This window comes from Microbacterium sp. T32, assembly GCF_001619615.1.
Classification (GTDB): Bacteria; Actinomycetota; Actinomycetes; order Actinomycetales; family Microbacteriaceae; genus Microbacterium.
Genome location: NZ_LQQP01000001.1, coordinates 148,763 through 163,736, shown reverse-complemented (window position 1 = coordinate 163,736; position 14,974 = coordinate 148,763). Strand labels below are relative to the sequence as shown.

General features: G+C 61.8%; 15 protein-coding genes. 10 read left to right on the top strand and 5 right to left on the bottom strand.

Going from position 1 to position 14,974, the window contains the following annotated elements; genetic code table 11:
• On the top strand, positions 1–355 hold a 355-nt coding region (locus tag AVW09_RS00795; RefSeq protein ID WP_063256192.1), incomplete at its 5' end, for an arsenate-mycothiol transferase ArsC.
• A gap of 56 nt (positions 356–411) precedes the next feature.
• Here the strand turns inward: AVW09_RS00795 and AVW09_RS00790 are convergent.
• Complete coding sequence (locus AVW09_RS00790) at positions 412–1,731, bottom strand: NAD(P)-binding domain-containing protein (protein WP_063256191.1); 1,320 nt, start codon at positions 1,729–1,731, stop codon at positions 412–414.
• Positions 1,732–1,823: 92 nt separating this feature from the next.
• Between AVW09_RS00790 and AVW09_RS00785 the strand changes: the two genes are divergently transcribed.
• The 6 genes from AVW09_RS00785 (at position 1,824) to AVW09_RS17460 (ending at position 7,861) form a co-directional block, all read left to right on the top strand.
• Positions 1,824–2,171 (top strand): ArsR/SmtB family transcription factor, encoded by a 348-nt coding sequence (locus AVW09_RS00785; RefSeq protein WP_197462529.1) that lies wholly within the window; start codon positions 1,824–1,826, stop codon positions 2,169–2,171.
• A gap of 20 nt (positions 2,172–2,191) precedes the next feature.
• Positions 2,192–2,677: a GNAT family N-acetyltransferase gene (locus AVW09_RS00780; protein ID WP_442922727.1), complete on the top strand. Its 486-nt coding sequence runs from the start codon at positions 2,192–2,194 to the stop codon at positions 2,675–2,677.
• A 128-nt stretch (positions 2,678–2,805) separates the two neighbouring features.
• Positions 2,806–3,171: a helix-turn-helix domain-containing protein gene (locus tag AVW09_RS17470; protein ID WP_156495911.1), complete on the top strand. Its 366-nt coding sequence runs from the start codon at positions 2,806–2,808 to the stop codon at positions 3,169–3,171.
• A 393-nt stretch (positions 3,172–3,564) separates the two neighbouring features.
• On the top strand, positions 3,565–5,898 hold the full coding sequence (locus tag AVW09_RS17100) for an ATP-binding protein (protein WP_082822738.1): 2,334 nt from the start codon (positions 3,565–3,567) through the stop codon (positions 5,896–5,898).
• Complete coding sequence (locus tag AVW09_RS17465) at positions 5,883–7,115, top strand: hypothetical protein (protein ID WP_156495910.1); 1,233 nt, start codon at positions 5,883–5,885, stop codon at positions 7,113–7,115. The genes AVW09_RS17100 and AVW09_RS17465 overlap by 16 nt, the downstream gene beginning before the upstream one ends.
• Positions 7,112–7,861 carry a hypothetical protein gene (locus AVW09_RS17460; RefSeq protein WP_156495909.1) on the top strand — a complete coding sequence of 250 codons (750 nt, stop codon included), beginning with the start codon at positions 7,112–7,114 and terminating at the stop codon, positions 7,859–7,861. Before AVW09_RS17465 ends, AVW09_RS17460 begins: the two co-directional genes overlap by 4 nt.
• 6 nt (positions 7,862–7,867) lie before the next feature.
• Here the strand turns inward: AVW09_RS17460 and AVW09_RS00765 are convergent, their stop codons facing one another.
• Together AVW09_RS00765 and vsr are read right to left on the bottom strand one after the other, a co-directional pair.
• The gene (locus tag AVW09_RS00765; protein WP_156495908.1) at positions 7,868–9,487 is read right to left on the bottom strand and encodes an Eco57I restriction-modification methylase domain-containing protein; all 1,620 of its coding nucleotides are present in this window, start codon (positions 9,485–9,487) and stop codon (positions 7,868–7,870) included.
• A complete protein-coding gene (gene vsr, locus AVW09_RS17095) occupies positions 9,480–11,171 on the bottom strand; it encodes a DNA mismatch endonuclease Vsr (protein ID WP_082822737.1) in 1,692 nt (563 codons plus the stop codon). The genes AVW09_RS00765 and vsr overlap by 8 nt, the downstream gene beginning before the upstream one ends.
• A gap of 85 nt (positions 11,172–11,256) precedes the next feature.
• Here vsr and AVW09_RS00760 point away from each other — a divergent pair, with 85 nt between their 5' ends.
• The 3 genes from AVW09_RS00760 to AVW09_RS17455 all read left to right on the top strand — a co-directional run bounded on the left by AVW09_RS00760 (position 11,257) and on the right by AVW09_RS17455 (position 13,808).
• Positions 11,257–12,312, top strand: coding sequence for a hypothetical protein (locus AVW09_RS00760; protein ID WP_063256186.1), 1,056 nt, complete (start codon positions 11,257–11,259; stop codon positions 12,310–12,312).
• 61 nt (positions 12,313–12,373) lie between these two features.
• Positions 12,374–13,003 carry a hypothetical protein gene (locus tag AVW09_RS00755; RefSeq protein WP_063256185.1) on the top strand — a complete coding sequence of 210 codons (630 nt, stop codon included), beginning with the start codon at positions 12,374–12,376 and terminating at the stop codon, positions 13,001–13,003.
• Positions 13,004–13,079: 76 nt separating this feature from the next.
• The gene (locus tag AVW09_RS17455; protein WP_156495907.1) at positions 13,080–13,808 is read left to right on the top strand and encodes a hypothetical protein; all 729 of its coding nucleotides are present in this window, start codon (positions 13,080–13,082) and stop codon (positions 13,806–13,808) included.
• A gap of 122 nt (positions 13,809–13,930) precedes the next feature.
• On the opposite strand, the gene AVW09_RS00745 is transcribed toward AVW09_RS17455, so the two are convergent.
• Positions 13,931–14,431, bottom strand: a complete 501-nt coding sequence (locus AVW09_RS00745) for a DUF3846 domain-containing protein (protein WP_063256183.1) — start codon at positions 14,429–14,431, stop codon at positions 13,931–13,933.
• Between the two features lie 171 nt (positions 14,432–14,602).
• Positions 14,603–14,950: a hypothetical protein gene (locus AVW09_RS00740; protein WP_063256182.1), complete on the bottom strand. Its 348-nt coding sequence runs from the start codon at positions 14,948–14,950 to the stop codon at positions 14,603–14,605.
• Positions 14,951–14,974: the final 24 nt, after the last annotated feature.

Below are 14,974 nucleotides of genomic sequence, written 5' to 3'. Positions count from 1 at the left end.
CGCCGGCCGCTCCCAGCTTGGCGCCGCGCTCTTGGAGCACCTGGCCGGCGACCGGTTCACCGCGACATCAGCGGGACTGTCGCCCGCGGGCGAAGTGAACCCCGCCGTAGCTGCGACGGTTGCTGAACTCGGTATGGACATCACCGACCGGGTGCCCCGTGCAGTCACCAGCGAAGACCTCGATACGGCGGACGTCGTGGTCTTGATGAAACCCGGCCTCGATCTGCCGTCCACGCCGCGTGGTGAGGTGTTGGAGTGGTCCTTCCCGAACCCGGAGGCGTGGGACGCCGAGGCTGTGCGGCCGCTGCGAGAAGCCGTCTCCGACAAGATCCAGACCACGCTTCTCGCACACTGAGCAACGAGAAGAGGGCTGGATCGCTGGTGCGATCCCGCCCCCTTTCCTGTGTTCGATCAGACGGTGGCCGGCGCGCGGCCGATCTGGAGCACCTGAGCCGGCGGGGCACAACAAGCACCGCCCAGGGATGCCCCGGAAGCGTCGAACAGGCCGGCGCCGCCGCACACCCCCGTGTCGGGCAGCGCGAGCTCCACCCGGCGGGCAGCCTCGTGGTCGCCCGCAAGCTCCGCGACGACGCTGCGCACCTGCTCGTACCCGGTGAGGGCGAGGAAGGTCGGCGCCCGCCCGTAAGACTTCGCTCCCACGAGGTAGAAGTCAGGTTCCGGCTGGGCGAGGTCGGCCGCGCCGGTCGCGGCGACCGTACCGCAGGAATGCACGTTCGGATCGACCTCCGCAGCGATACGAACGGGGGCCTGCAACGTGGGGTCCAGCTCCAACCGCAGCTCCGACAAGAACGACAGGTCGGGCCGGAACCCGGTGAGCACCACAACGCGATCGGCGGTGAGCGTGCGGCCATCTTCCGCCACCAGGACCGGCCGTTCTTCCTCCGTGGTGACGCGCTCGACGCGGAACCCGGTCACGAGCGACACCAGCCCGGCGTTGACAAACTCCTTCGCCTTGATCCCCAACGCCCCGCGTGCCGGCAGCTCGTCGGCCTCACCGCCCCCGAAGGCGTTCCCGGCGGTGGCGCGTCGCAACGCCCATGTCACCGTGGTGTTCGGGTCGCGGCGCGCCATGCGGGCCAACGCGAGGACCGCCGTCACCGCCGAATGCCCGGAACCGATGACGACCGTGTGCTTCCCCTCAAACCCCTCGCGGTCCCGGAAGTCGGGGATGCGATACGACAGCAACCCGGCCGCGGCCCGCTCCCCCAGTGCGGGCAGACCGTCCGCACCAGCAGGGTTGGGCGAGGACCATGTGCCCGAAGCGTCGATCACCGCGCGCGCCTGCAACCGGTACTCCTCCCCCTCGCTCGGCTGCACGTGCACGGTGAACGGCTGATCACCGCGGCCCGCGTCAACGAGACGGTCGCGGCCCAGACGGGACACCCCGACGACCCGAGCGCCGTACCGAACGCGATCGCCCAGCTCGGCAGCAAGCGGCGCGAGATAGCCGCTGATCCACTGCGCACCGGTCGGATACCCCGTCGTAGGCGCTGCCCACCCGGTGGGCTCGAGAATCCGCGCCCCGGCCGCGTCGATCAACTCCGACCACTCCGAGAACAAGCGCACATGCCCCCATCCGGCAACCGCCGATGCCGGTCCGGTCCCAGCCTCCAGTACAACGACCGGCAGGTCTCGCTCGACCAGGTGGGCGGCAGCCGCGAGCCCCTGCGGACCGGCGCCGATCACCACGACAGGCAACACGCTCTCCATTACACTCACTCCTCAACGCATCGACAGAACTCGATTGATCGAGAATCCTCGATGTATCGACGAATGTCAATGTGACGTGCCAGAATCGTTGCATGCCCACGACGCTCCCTCTTCTCACGGCAGAATCGGCGGTGTGCTGCGCGCCGGTCACCGGCGGGGTGCTGACGCCCGACGAGGCCGAGCGAATCGCACGCACGTTCAAGGCTCTGGGCGACCCCACCCGCGTGAGACTTCTCTCTCTGATCGCCGCATCCGGCGACGGTGAGGCATGCATCTGCGACCTCACCGAGCCCGTCGGGCTATCTCAACCGACCGTCTCCCACCACATGAAGCTGCTCGTCGACGCGGGCCTCGCCACCCGCGAACAGCGCGGCCGCTGGGCCTACTACCGCGTCGTCACTGAAACGCTCGAGCGGGCCGCGAACGCACTTCACCCGTGAGCACTATCAGCATCCGTACGATGCAGCCCGAGGACTGGCCCGCCATCGAAGCCATCTACCGCGAGGGCCTCGCAACAGGCAACGCGAGTTTCGAAGCGGAACCACCCACCTGGGACGCCTTCGACGGCGGGAAGCTGACGGCGGGCCGGCTCGTCGCCGTCGATACCGATAACGATGTGATCGGCTGGATCGCTGCGTCGGCTGTTTCGACCCGTGAGGTCTACCGCGGGGTTGTTGAACATTCGGTGTACGTCGCCACGCGCGTTCGCGGGGGTGGCGTCGGTCGAGCGCTTCTGAGTTCATTTCTCGAAGCGATGGACAACGCAGGAGTGTGGACGGTGCAGTCGAGCATCTTCCCCGAGAACCAAGCGAGCCTCGCGCTTCACGACCAGGCGGGCTTCCGTCGCGTCGGACACAGGGAACGCATCGCGCTCATGATCTACGGTCCGTGGGCTGGGCAATGGCGCGACACCATTCTGGTAGAGCGACGCCGCGCAGACCGGTGAAACCCCCGAAGAAATGGTTCGAGTAAGACCAGAGTCCTATCCCCGAAGTAGAGCCAGTACACCACTACTCGAACAAATCGGCACTTCTGCCACCACCCCTACTAGAACTACAGAGACTGGCCGATCTGGTGCTGGATCTGCGCGCCTCGACCACTCTCCTCAAGCAGACGCCTCGTCTCCTGCGTCGACGGCTCAGTCCAGACCTCGTTACCGAGATCGTTGAGAAGTATCGGTCTGGAGCAACGACGCCGTCTCTGTGCGCGGAGTACTCCGTCTCGAAGGGTGGTCTGCTGAAGCTACTCCGCGATCACGGCGTCCAGCTTCGCTGCCAGCCGCTCAGCGACGAGCAGATCCGTTCAGCCGCTGCGCTCTACGAGGAGGGCAAGTCACTCGCAGCTATCGCTGCAAGCTTCGGCGTCAGTTACAACGGCGTCCGACAAGCCTTGGCGAGGGAGGGAATCGAACGTCGTCCGCGTGGCGGAAGCCGACGCTGACCTAGGCGAGACGCCTCGCGTTCTCAAGCCATCCCCACAACCGTCGCGCATCAGATCGATTCGTCAACCGCACCAGCGTCGTAGGTGTACCGAGTCGGCCGCAGTGGCAAGACTGTCGTGCGAGGCAGGCTCCATCCAGGTACCGGCTGGCGAGCGCGCGCGAAGGCGCTCTCTGCCCTACGTTAGGTACGTTGTCGTCGGTTCGGGGACGTGGCTCGACGCTGAGCGCTCCACGATATCGGTTTCGAATCAAGCTGGGGGACGCCTAAACATGACCACCTGCGATGCCGAGTCTCGACAGTCACTGCCCGCCAGTCCAGTGCGAGACCCGGCTCAGATCATGAGTTGCAAGACTGCGCGAAGAGTTGGAGCTGGCATCAACATGGGCCCCCGATGACAACACTCAAATTCACCGTCGATGCCAAGCTCCTTCGCGAACTCGGAGAGCGTCTCGTAGGACGACCACACATTGCACTCGGCGAGCTGATCAAAAACGCCTACGACGCTGACGCTCGCCACGTCGAAATTAGATTCGACGGCGCGACGATCTCCATTTCCGACGACGGCCACGGCATGTCAGAAAAGGCATTCACACGTCGATGGATGCGAATCGGAACGACTCACAAAGCCCGCGAGCGTACTAGTCCCGGTTTAGGCCGGGTGCTGACTGGCTCCAAAGGTGTGGGACGCCTCTCGGTACAACTTCTGGCCTCTCGCCTAGATCTTCGCAGCACTCCGCTTGCCGATCAACGCAAGATTCTCTCCCCCAACCCCCCAATAGGCGCAGAGATCAAGGCAAGTATCGACTGGAGATCTGCGGTCGAGCATGACCAGCTCACCGACGTTCCAGTTGAGTTTGAACTTCCTCGCGACGCTCAGACGACTTACGCTTCCGGCGCGCGCCATGGAACCAAGATCGTACTTTCCGGCCTCAACTCGGTTTGGGACGCGCAGAGCTTCGAATATCTCGCGCGCGAGATCTGGGCACTCCAACCACCGTTTGCCGTGGACGAGAAAGATTCCTCGTCTTTCGAGATAAAGCTCATAGCCCCTTCGCCGGAGATTCAGCGGACCTTCGACGAGCAAATGACGGCGATCATGGACGTTGCTAACGCAACGATAGTTGGCCGACTTCTAGAGCCAGGTGACCAAGGACCACAATCAGCATCGCGTTTCATCCTGCCAGTCGCAACGAAGACAGAGGATGAAGATGGCGAGCTAAACGATACCTCTTCTGAAACCACCCCGGAACAAGTCGCTAGTGCTAGTGCGCTAGGTTCTCGTTACGCACTCATAACAGTGGAGATGTCAGGACGCACCCGTGAGCGATTTGTAGTGGAGGTGCAAGACTGCAAGCTCGACAACTTTGACTTCGAGGTTCGCGTCTTCGATTTGAGGCGCCGTCAACCGTTTGGGATCACGGTTGACGTCGCTCGCGAATACCTCGCCCAGTTCGGCGGCGTACACATCTACGACAACGGCTTCCGGCTTCCCTACTATGGGCCCGACACAGACTGGCTCAGACTTGAGCTGGACCATGCGCGCCGTATATCGCGCAGTCAACTCGTACCCGAAGAGCTACAGATTCGTAATGCAATGCTCGATCTTCCCTCGAACAAGCGTGTGTTTGGCGTGGCGAATATCTCGACTTCACGCGAACAACAGCGCGCCTCGGAGATGGGACGATCCGGATCGGATGCGTTGTCCATCCAAATTACCCGTGACCGCCTAACGGACAATCTGGCCTTCGAACAGCTGCGACGGACAGTTCGCCTAAGCCTCGACCTGTACGCGCTCGCGCGCGCGAAGTCGAAGGTGATCCGCGCGATCGAAGTGGATCGGCCCGTCCGCGAATCCCCGGTCCAGGTCATCCGTGCAGCGTCGGACACCGTTGAGGCCATTCGGACGGAACTGAGGCCGGAGTCTTACCTGACACTACGCGACGCAGTTGACACGCTCGCGGCGGATGTCGAGTTGCGAACGCGTGAGACTCGGGCCTACGCGTCGCTCCTGGGTTCCCTTGCAACAGCCGGGATGACATCGCTCGCCTACGAGCACGAAGTGTCTGCACAGCGGGGGGAGGTTGTCGAAGTGGCTCGACAAATGCGACTCTTGGCCTCTCGCAGCACTGGAGAGTCCGCAGACGCGCTTACGAAGCTTGCAAACCGGCTGTCCCAGTGGGAGCAAAGATCGGACCGGATACGTGCGCTGTTCCGCCCGCTTCTAGACGAAGAGAGTCGCACAACCACCGGCATCTACAGCGCGTCAAAGCTGGCAGCAGACGTGGTCGAAAGCCTGAAAGTGCTCGCGCGAGCGACAAAAGTTGATACGTCAGAGATTCCGCGCGACCTGAAGCTCCCGAACGGGACGTACACCGCGTGGTCTGCCGTTCTACAGAATCTCCTAGTCAATGCTTTCAGAGCGACCCTAGAGAAGAAGCCCGCCCTCGTAAAAATAGATGGGGGCACCAGCGAGCGCTCCGCATGGCTACGCGTGCAGGATAACGGGGCTGGCGGCGTCGACCTTTCGAAATCACACCGACTTTTCCTGCCCTTCGAGCGAGGAGCGGCGATATCCGAACGGGCAGAGATACTCGGACTAGGCGGGAGCGGTCTAGGACTAACTATTGTTCGGATGATTACAGACGAGATTGGCGCGACGGTTAGGTTTGTAGCTCCCGAAGATGGGTGGTCGACCGCCTTAAGGATCGAGTGGAGATCAAAATGAACGAAAAGCTAAGAGTCCTCATCTGCGACAACGATCAAGATCGAGTCGAAGATTGGCGGTCCCGCATCGCTCATGTGTTACAGGACCAAGGGGAAGTTCAGGCTTTCTCGCCCGCAGAATTTGGGCGAGCAGTCAATGCGCTTAATCAACGAGTGCGACTGGCGAAGGACGACCCAGCGAAGAGCGCCGCGGCTTCGTCGACAGACGCAGCGCGACGAATCGACACCGCTGACGTCCTCATTCTCGATTCTGACCTAACCCCAGACCCCGACTCCCAGCCCGGAGACGATCCCGATGGGGATGTGGATAGCTATCTAGTCGGCGAGGTCGGCCAAGACGTGGCGCATATGGCTCGAGCCCATAGCCGCGTGGGCTCGATCGTGGTGGTCAACCAGTCAGTCAAGCATCGAACCTTCGACCTGACAATGACCCGGTGGCGAGCAGGAGCCGCTGACGCGTACATCACTCACGACGACGTCGATAATGTTGGACTTTGGAACGGCTTCGGCGCTGCTGACTACCGCCCGTGGGGATGGCCCGTGCTTTCACGGGTTCACTCTTCAGTCGGAAACTTCACGAAAACCGTCGATCTTGACACCTCTGTGCTCGAATGTCTCGACCTAATCCACGACGGCGATAGCTCACTGACGTATCGCCAGCTTGAGGCACTCCTGCTCGACGTAGATGATCCCGCAGCGATAACCATTCGAGACGTGGCCAGGTCGCCTAGCTTCGGGATTGGTCGACTTCCGAAGGATGACGAGGCGTCGGAACAATTACTCTCCATCGGCGTGTGGGGTCTCCGACGATGGCTTGAGCGGGTAGTTCTTCCGGCACAGAATGTTCTGATAGACACGCCACACCTCTTGCAAGATCGACCATGGCATGCGCGCGAGAGAGGGAACCTCGATTCGTGGAATGCCGATCAGAGGATTTGGGCTCGACGAGTTGACGGCCTTCTCGAAGAATCTGTAAATACCCCGGCGAGCGACCTATTGGGACGACAGGTGTGGAATGTTGCCCTGATGGAGCCTGAGGCTTCTTCAGGTCATCGTGTTCAGCATGATGATCCTGTATTCTGCGAAGACACCTCACGGTTCGAGTCCGCCGACACCGCGACGAGCTTTGAAAGCGACCTGGAGGGCCTTTTCTCGACGCGGTACGTAGCTAAGCTCAGCGACGTTGACTACACACCTCGGCATCGGATGTTTCAATGACGGATTGGCGACCGTACAGCAAGGAAGACGCAAATCTGATGTGGCATGCGTTGTCGAGGTGGGCCAAGGTCCTTCCCGCCCCCAAGGAGGTGCGCGGAACAAATGCCCGGTTGGTTGAGGCGTGGGTCCGACGAAACTACGTGCGCGTCCTCGCTCCGGAGACGATCGCGATCACGCTGGCGAAGGCTGCCACGCCGCTCTACTCCCGCACGACTGGCTGGATTATTGGCGCGCCGATACGACGCGAAAACCACGTCCTACCCGTGGCAACGGTTTCAGTCGGTTCCGCACACGACGGCATAAGTGAAGGACTCGCTATTCGGGTGGCACTTCTTCACGAGCGGAAAGACGAAACGATCGTGGCGGAAGGGTGGCGATTCGAGCAAGGAGAAATCGAAGACGAGCCGCCCGCACATCCCTACGCCCATGCTCAAGCAATCATCGGATGGGTGAAGCATTCAGACTGTCTACTTCATCCTCCCCACGATCTCGGAAGTAGCTGCACTGGGATAAATGAATCGGGCACTGCGGACCTGGATACGGACAGGAAAGCACAGCGGGACTTGACACTGGTCAAGCACCCAGCGTTCCCCTTAGGGATGACCACGATGACAGGACTGGCCTTCAGTGTCATATCTACGCTCTACGGGAACAATGATGCGAGAAAAGTTTTAGACAGCGGTACCGTATTCTCGCGCGTCCCTCAGCCTATTCGTGACGACTTTGACCGACTCTGCTTAGGTTGAAAGTATTCAATTCATCGATTCGCGCCCAACAATACCTTGAACAACCGTTGACGCGAGCGCTCTGTCGCGGTTGCGAAAGGCAGATTTGAGGCCTTCAGCTTGCTCGGGAAGCAAGTCTGAGAATGATGGAATACGTATCTTCTTGAGATACTGGCCGCTTACCCTGAGGTGTCCATTAGCCATCTTGACCGAGTATGCCTCAACGAACGCACCCGCAATATCTGAAATTAGGTAGCCGCCTAAGGACTCAAGGTCCCAATCTGTGCTGGTGATGTAGTAGGCGCTGTGCAGAGGCCAGTGGCCACTTTCATCGAGCACGGGCTCGATTCGGTCGTTGATATCGGCCACAAGGAGCTTGGGTTGCATGTATCCATCGGCCGGCGGCCGATCGATCGTGCGCCACCACGCATCTGGACTCTTCTTAGCTACGTACCGGGCTTTCAGTGCTTCGCGATGCTTTTCAAAGTAGTCTCGCAGTCCGGGGAACTGTCCGAGAGTCACGAGGGAATCTCCATCCCATGGACTCACGAGGTAACGACCTGACCAGAGAATTCCGCCATCCTTGAGGTCGGCCGGACCAACGGCCATCTTCAAGAACTGCGGCTCGATTTCGCCCGTGTCATCGACGACGTACACTCGGTCGGCTCCGGTTGCCAGCCCCACACGCACAGAGATCCCCACCTCTGACAGCGAAGGCAGGCGATGCTCCAGGTCCGCGATAAGCCTAAGTCGCTCGGGAGGTCCCGATGGCCAACTCGTATCGGATTTGAACTGTCCGCTCAGCAGCGAGGCGCTGAATGACTCGTCCGCGCAGTCCGAACGGTCATGGGATTTAAGCCATCGGAGAAGCCTCTGACCTCCCGCGTCGTCGAACTGGGAGTTTGCGGTTGCTAAAGAAGTACTGGAGTGCTCGGCGCGCTGAATTAACGTGACGGCAGGGTAGGCAGCAACGGGCACGTCGAAGACGTCGACGTCGTGAACTTCAATCAACGCTCGAAGCGCGAATCCGTCAATGATGTGCTTCCGTAGCCCCGCCCCGTACTGGTTGTGCATCCACCGGTCGGCGCAGATGAAGCACAACTGACCGCCCGACTTAAGGAGCGAGAGACCCGCTTCGTAGAAGCCAATGTATACATCAGCTCTACCTGTCATTGTCTTCCACTTGGCTCGGTACTTTGTGTACTCGTCGGCGGAGGTCTCCTCGACACGGACGTATGGAGGATTCCCGACGACCCACTGCACTTGATCTCCGACGTCACCGAGTAGGAAGTCACCCTCGACCACCCAGCTGTCCGCGAGGCGCGCAGAATCCTTGTCGCTCACGCCATGAGCTACTAGCGTCTCGACAACGGATTCCCGAGCGATGCTGGCGACACGTGTGTCGAGCTCAAACGCACGGATAGCCGCCGAGAGATCTCGAATAGGACGCCCGTATGTCTCCGCGGAGCGAACCAGGCGAGGGACTATCCGACGGAGGAAGGCGCCGTCTCCACACCCCGGCTCGACGATTGTGTCGGCCCCTAGGTCTGCCTTCTCGTCGTAGCCGACCAGATCGAGCATCAGGTCGACGACCCAGTCTTTCGTGTACACGACGCCCGCACCGCGTTCGGCCCGGGGCCTAGCCACTGACCCGAGCCTTCTTGTCGAGTCGATGGTCTGCGCGCCGCATTCCTACTACCGCAGCTACACGTGACGCGGCTTCGATCGCGTCCTCATGCTCCCACACCGTGACAACCATCCAGCCTCGGTCCGTGAGGTCGGCCTCCATACGAAGATCTCGCTCCTGATTTCCGCGCAGCTTCTCCGCCCATCGGTCGGCGTTGGCCTTCGGGTGCGTCTGATGGATGGGGCAGACATGCCAAAAACAGCCGCGAACGTCGACAACCACCTTCGGCCCAATGAATACGATGTCAGACCGCCACCGCAGATCCGGTTCCGGACGAACCTGCAGCCGGTAGCGTAGGCCTCGGTCGCTGAGGGCGCGCCGCAATCTCATCTCAGGGGTGGTGTTCCGTTGTTTGGTCGCCTGCATCCGACGACGAACGGATTCTGTTGACGCCCATGAATCGGCCTTCTCGACGCTGGACCGCATGTATGACATGTGGGTCTCAAGGTCGCCGAGAAGATCGTCGTCAAGCTTGATACCCGATTCCTCGATTCGGGAGAGGAACCCCTTCGTGGCACGGTGCGACAGTGGCCGCAGGGACTCATGGTTGAGGACCTCGTCAAGAGGCCTTGCAGCGATGGCTACCGGCCATCGGGATGCAGCGACGGAATGCACCGTCACGGACGGGCCGCCAAAAGCAGCGTCAGGCCACGGGCGTCGCTCGTCTCGGGTGGTACCAGCGGGCGTGTCCCCAGTGGTTCCCTGAGCCGTAGCCAACAGACGCTCGCCAACCCAGCGGCCTAATCCGACCGTGACGGCGTTGCCGATCAGCTTCCAGCGAGCGCTCGGCTCCCCCGGTACATCTGCGGCCTCGCTCCAGCCGCGATCGAAACCTTGCAACTCCTCCGCGTCTTCGATCGAAGGAAGGACAATCCGCTGCCCGACCGGCGCGTTCGGACGCCAGACCGCCGGAGCGGAGGGAGCTCCTACGGTTGATCCTCCCTTGAGAGTAGGAAGCGCTCCACGAACGAGGCCAACGCCTCGGCGGCCTTCCGTCCAGTAGAACCCTGATGCCGAGGCGGCACCGGCGTCCTGGAACTCGCCTTCCAGGCCGGCATCCTCCGCCAACAGGGCCGAGGCCGCTGCGCCTGGCGTCCGGGAAGCAAGGAAGATCACGCGATTGCGACGCTGGGCAACCCCAAAAGCCCTGGAGTCCAGCACACGATACGCCCAGTGATAACCGAGCGCCTCGACTTGTTCGATGATGAACTTGATGCCAGCGCCTCGCCCCAGCCTCAACAGGTTCGGAACGTTCTCCAACACCAGCCACTCGGGTCCGGTAGCCGCGGCGATGCGGAAGACCTCAGTCACAAGACCTGACTGCTCGCCGAAGATACCGGCTTGTTTGCCTGCGTGAGACAGGTCAACACAAGGGAATCCCGCGGCGATCAGGTCATGGTTCACCGTGGGCATGAACTCGCGCACATCCCTCGCTAGCGGTAGGTCTGGCAGCCTGGCTTGAAGCACTCGGCGGGCGGGATCCCAGTACTCGCAAAGCTCAACCGCTTGAGCCCCTGCTGCGGTGAGACCCGTATCGAGTCCAGCGATGCCGCTGAAGAGGCTCACAAATTTCAGCGGAGACGAAGGGCTCTGATCCACGGGCCCCTGGTCTGGCTGCTTGAGGGTGGGGACGGGGCTCGACATGTCGAGACGACTTTACTCGAGGCGAGCAAGGATAAGGGCAGGTTTGGCGCGATAGCCTGTGAGTTCGTGGTGAACCGAGGTGAGCGTGGCAGGACACAAGAAATCGGTCAAGTCCGACGGCTGGGCACTGTTCGATCGGGTCGTCCGGACAGCCCCGCTCCGCGGCGTGACGCCCTGGCACCATCACCCTCATAGTCCAGTCTACGAACCCGACTACGACACGCTGAAGATGCTCCTGCGGGTCCCAGCGTTCCTTGGATCGTCATCGACCACCGGCCTTCCCGCGCTGGCGCTTGACGTCTGGGTTGCCTACGAGCTGCGTCGCGCTGGTTTCGAGCCGGATGCCGTGTGGCCTCGCGACGACGTCCCGCGCATCCTCCCTGGACCCATCGCCGGCCTACTTCAAAACATGGGGAAGGCCGACGCCGCCCGGCTGCGCCAACTTCTGGCGTCCGGGAATACCTTTGGTGGCACGGTGGCTGCGAGCGCGAAGGTACTCGGCAAGAATTACATGAAGCAAGTCGACGTGGTGATGTCCGACTGGGACACCGGCCCCGAACTGCTCATCTCGACTAAGCGGATGGACGATTCGTACACCAACAATGCACCAAACCGGATGGAGGAGAGCTACGGCGACGCGAAGAATCTGCGGAGCCGACACCCCCGCGCCGCGCTTGGCTTTGTCTTCTCGTTGAGGAGCAATGCATTCGATGAAGCGCCGCGCGCAGCTGCGTGGATCCTCGACCTCCTTGCCAAGCTCGGCCGTGAGGACGACGCGTACGACGCGGTCGCTCTGATTGTGCCCCGCTACGGGTCAACGGGCGTAGGCGACCCAGAGACGTCGGAACCTGGCGGCGATGACGAGCCGGAGGCACTTCAGGAGGCTACAGAAGTTGAGCTTCTCCCACCCACCGAGGTCGAACCGCTACCCACGAGCGACCAAGCGCTGGGACACCTCCTTGATCAACTGCAGACCAGTCCGCCAGTGGAGCTCGACCTGGACGCCGTGCCCGAGGAGCTTTCTGCTAGGCGCTTCTTCGGCCATATGGTCCGCCACGTTCTAGACAACTCACCAATCACGCGACACGAGGAGGCTCGACGTCTTCTCGAGGAGGCGACAGTTGCCCCGTCGCCTCGCTGAGAGGCCGCAACCATGTCATCCGCTGCTGCGATGATGTCCGGGCTGCGGCATGCTTCGACACATGATTCCTCGTTACGACGTCGACGTCGACCCGACAGTCCCGCTCACCGCATCGTTTTGGGTTCCGGCGCCTGAAGAGCTAGAAGAGAGCGGCGGCATCGGTGACTTCCACGACACAGAGCGCATCGTCACAAACCTGAAAGAGGCCCGCGCGGTGATCGACGCGGAGCGACAGGCGATTGCGTACTTGGATGCCAACTCATCGACTCCGCGGGAGTTCGACGATCTCGCGGACGCAATCGAATGGGAGACGCCAGACATACCGAGCGACGAGGCTCCGGACTTCTTCGATCAGGAAGATGCCTGGTACGGACTCAATGGTCTCGAAGTCGGGGTGGCAGGGTTGGTCTACGCGATGAACGCGGTCGGAATCGTCACCGCGGCGAGCTGCCGCAGCCACCATAAGGGGCACCAGCCCCGGGCCGATTACCCGACCGTCGTGTTCGCTGCGAATCGTCCGCAAACAGATGCCTTGCAACCTCTCGTTGAATCTGCTGGTTGCGGATTCGAGGTAGATGACGTCGATCGCCCGAAGCTTCTCGCAGTCGTGGCAAGTTCGATTCTCGACATGACCGAGCTGGCGTCGTCCGTTTTGCGGGCTGCCTCAAGCTTCGCCCAAGTCGAACATTGAGCGAGCGAGCAGATCGGAAGAGTTGCCAATAGCGATGATGGACTGGGCCTAGTCTCGCCCCTGAGGAGAGAACCGAATGAGCAAGGATGAAGAGCTGCGTTGGGTCCGGAGACGCCCTGGTACGCAACGACCGAACTCACGTCACACACCTGGGTACGAGCGTGACCTCCTGTACGAAGAGGAGTCACGTGAACTTCGCGGCCCCACGGAATCGCGCCCCGCGAACATCGAGGATATCGTTCGCGATCACTCGCCGATCGCCTCGACAGCGCCATCGCTAGGTGACCTCGCTCGGTTCCACCTTGTTGACATTGCGCTCCGCTCACTTGACCCGTACATCCGGCGCGTTGTGGACTGGGGAGTAGACGTGGCCGTCGACAAGGTCCGCGACCTGGTTTCCTGGTCTATGCACAAAGCCACCACGCACAGCGACGCCGGCCCCAGACCCTTCGCTGATGTCGCTGAAGCCACGAGCGATGCAGAGAACGACCAATCGGAGGAGCTACACGGCGGCGATGAGACCGAACCGCGAGACAACCCGGAAATGAGCGGCGAGGAGTATCGCGCTCGTCTCCTGTCAGCCCTAGCGGCCGAGCGACACGCTGAACAGCAGAAGCGACTGCTCCGGGACGTCAACGTATCCGATGAAGCCCTGCCCGCTGATGTACGCGAGGCCATCCACCTAGCGCTGCGCACCCCGGCGCCCGCACTCGACGAGGACACGCTCGCACTCGTGGTCTCGTTCCTTGCCACGTCAAGTACTGCGGACGTCGACTTCGTGCTCGATCAAGCGGCAGACCACTAGAAAGACGAGGATGTCGAGTCTGGAAGATTCGTGGCCAAGGACAGCTCCGCCAACGTCCAGCACTGAGCGGTCAATGTGAGAAAGCGGTGATCACCGGTCGATGATCACCGCTTCCGTCAAGTTTATTCGCTAGCCTCGCCTAAGTCTTCAACGCTCTCGATCCGAACCTCGAGCGCAGGCGACATCTCTAGCAACAGCGCCGCCCAGATGACCGTCTCGACGTAGTCGTTTCGATCGATCGGCTCCTCGTGCCACTGGTCCTTGCCACGTTCGCGGCTCCGGACTCGATAAACCCCGGGCTCAAGCAGTCGCTCCCGAAGTTCGTTCGGCAGCTCCGTAGTCTCGCCGTGGCTGTCGGTGAGTCCGACGACCGCGACGTCGCCGACGAGCCGGGCGTCGCGAGCCTGCGGAACATGGAACCGCCACAGGAACGTAACGCGACGGTTGTAGGGCAAGTCACGGATGAGCCCCTCCTCATTGACGTACATCGTGACGCCGAGGTCCGGGATGTCGACCGCTTCGAACCAGCCGCCGACGGCCCGCTGGTAGTCCGCGAGCGAATCCAACGCGCTGGCCCTGAGGGGTGCGGTGTTGTCTGCCGGGATGATGATGCCCTGCACCATGGTGGTGTTCCTCCTTTGTGTGTGCGACCGGGAACCGGGATGGTTCTCGTGGAATCGCAGAGCACAAACGAGGGGGCGTTCATCGCGTGGGGCGAGGGTGAGGCGGGGCGGCCGGCGAGCAAGCGTCCGAATGGGACGTCGCTCAAGCCGGCCGCCGTGCGGGTGGGGCCGTCAGGTGGCCTGGGGCTTCGTCGACGTGCGCGGGGTCTTCGCTGCTGGTGCGGCATCGAAGATGGCGGCGATGGCGTCGCGTTTGCCTGCTGCTTCGCGTTCGATTTCGTCGCGGACGTCTTTCGCGCGGCGTTGGATGGCTGGGTCGGCTTTGGTTTTGTCGATCCAGGCTTCGATGGCGAGGCGGACTTCGTCGGTGACGGTCCGGTCGTTGAGCTGGGCGATGATGTCCAGCTGGGTGCGGGTGGACTCGTTGAGTCTGACCGCGAGGGGCTTGATCGGGCCGTAGCCAAGTCCATTGGCGGACGCAGCCGAGGCGGGCGGGGTGTTGACGTTGGACTCGCTCATGTGGGCGGGTCACCTCCTTGACGG

Bases quoted from the DNA above. Each gene is read 5' to 3' on its own strand.
- AVW09_RS00790 (WP_063256191.1), bottom strand. From the start codon at position 1,731: ATGGAGAGCGTGTTGCCTGTCGTGGTGATCGGCGCCGGTCCGCAGGGG.
- AVW09_RS00785 (WP_197462529.1), top strand. From the start codon at position 1,824: ATGCCCACGACGCTCCCTCTTCTCACGGCAGAATCGGCGGTGTGCTGC.
- AVW09_RS00780 (WP_442922727.1), top strand. From the start codon at position 2,192: ATGCAGCCCGAGGACTGGCCCGCCATCGAAGCCATCTACCGCGAGGGC.
- AVW09_RS17100 (WP_082822738.1), top strand. From the start codon at position 3,565: ATGACAACACTCAAATTCACCGTCGATGCCAAGCTCCTTCGCGAACTC.
- AVW09_RS17460 (WP_156495909.1), top strand. From the start codon at position 7,112: ATGACGGATTGGCGACCGTACAGCAAGGAAGACGCAAATCTGATGTGG.
- vsr (WP_082822737.1), bottom strand. From the start codon at position 11,171: ATGTCGAGCCCCGTCCCCACCCTCAAGCAGCCAGACCAGGGGCCCGTG.
- AVW09_RS00755 (WP_063256185.1), top strand. From the start codon at position 12,374: ATGATTCCTCGTTACGACGTCGACGTCGACCCGACAGTCCCGCTCACC.
- AVW09_RS17455 (WP_156495907.1), top strand. From the start codon at position 13,080: ATGAGCAAGGATGAAGAGCTGCGTTGGGTCCGGAGACGCCCTGGTACG.
- AVW09_RS00745 (WP_063256183.1), bottom strand. From the start codon at position 14,431: ATGGTGCAGGGCATCATCATCCCGGCAGACAACACCGCACCCCTCAGG.
- AVW09_RS00740 (WP_063256182.1), bottom strand. From the start codon at position 14,950: ATGAGCGAGTCCAACGTCAACACCCCGCCCGCCTCGGCTGCGTCCGCC.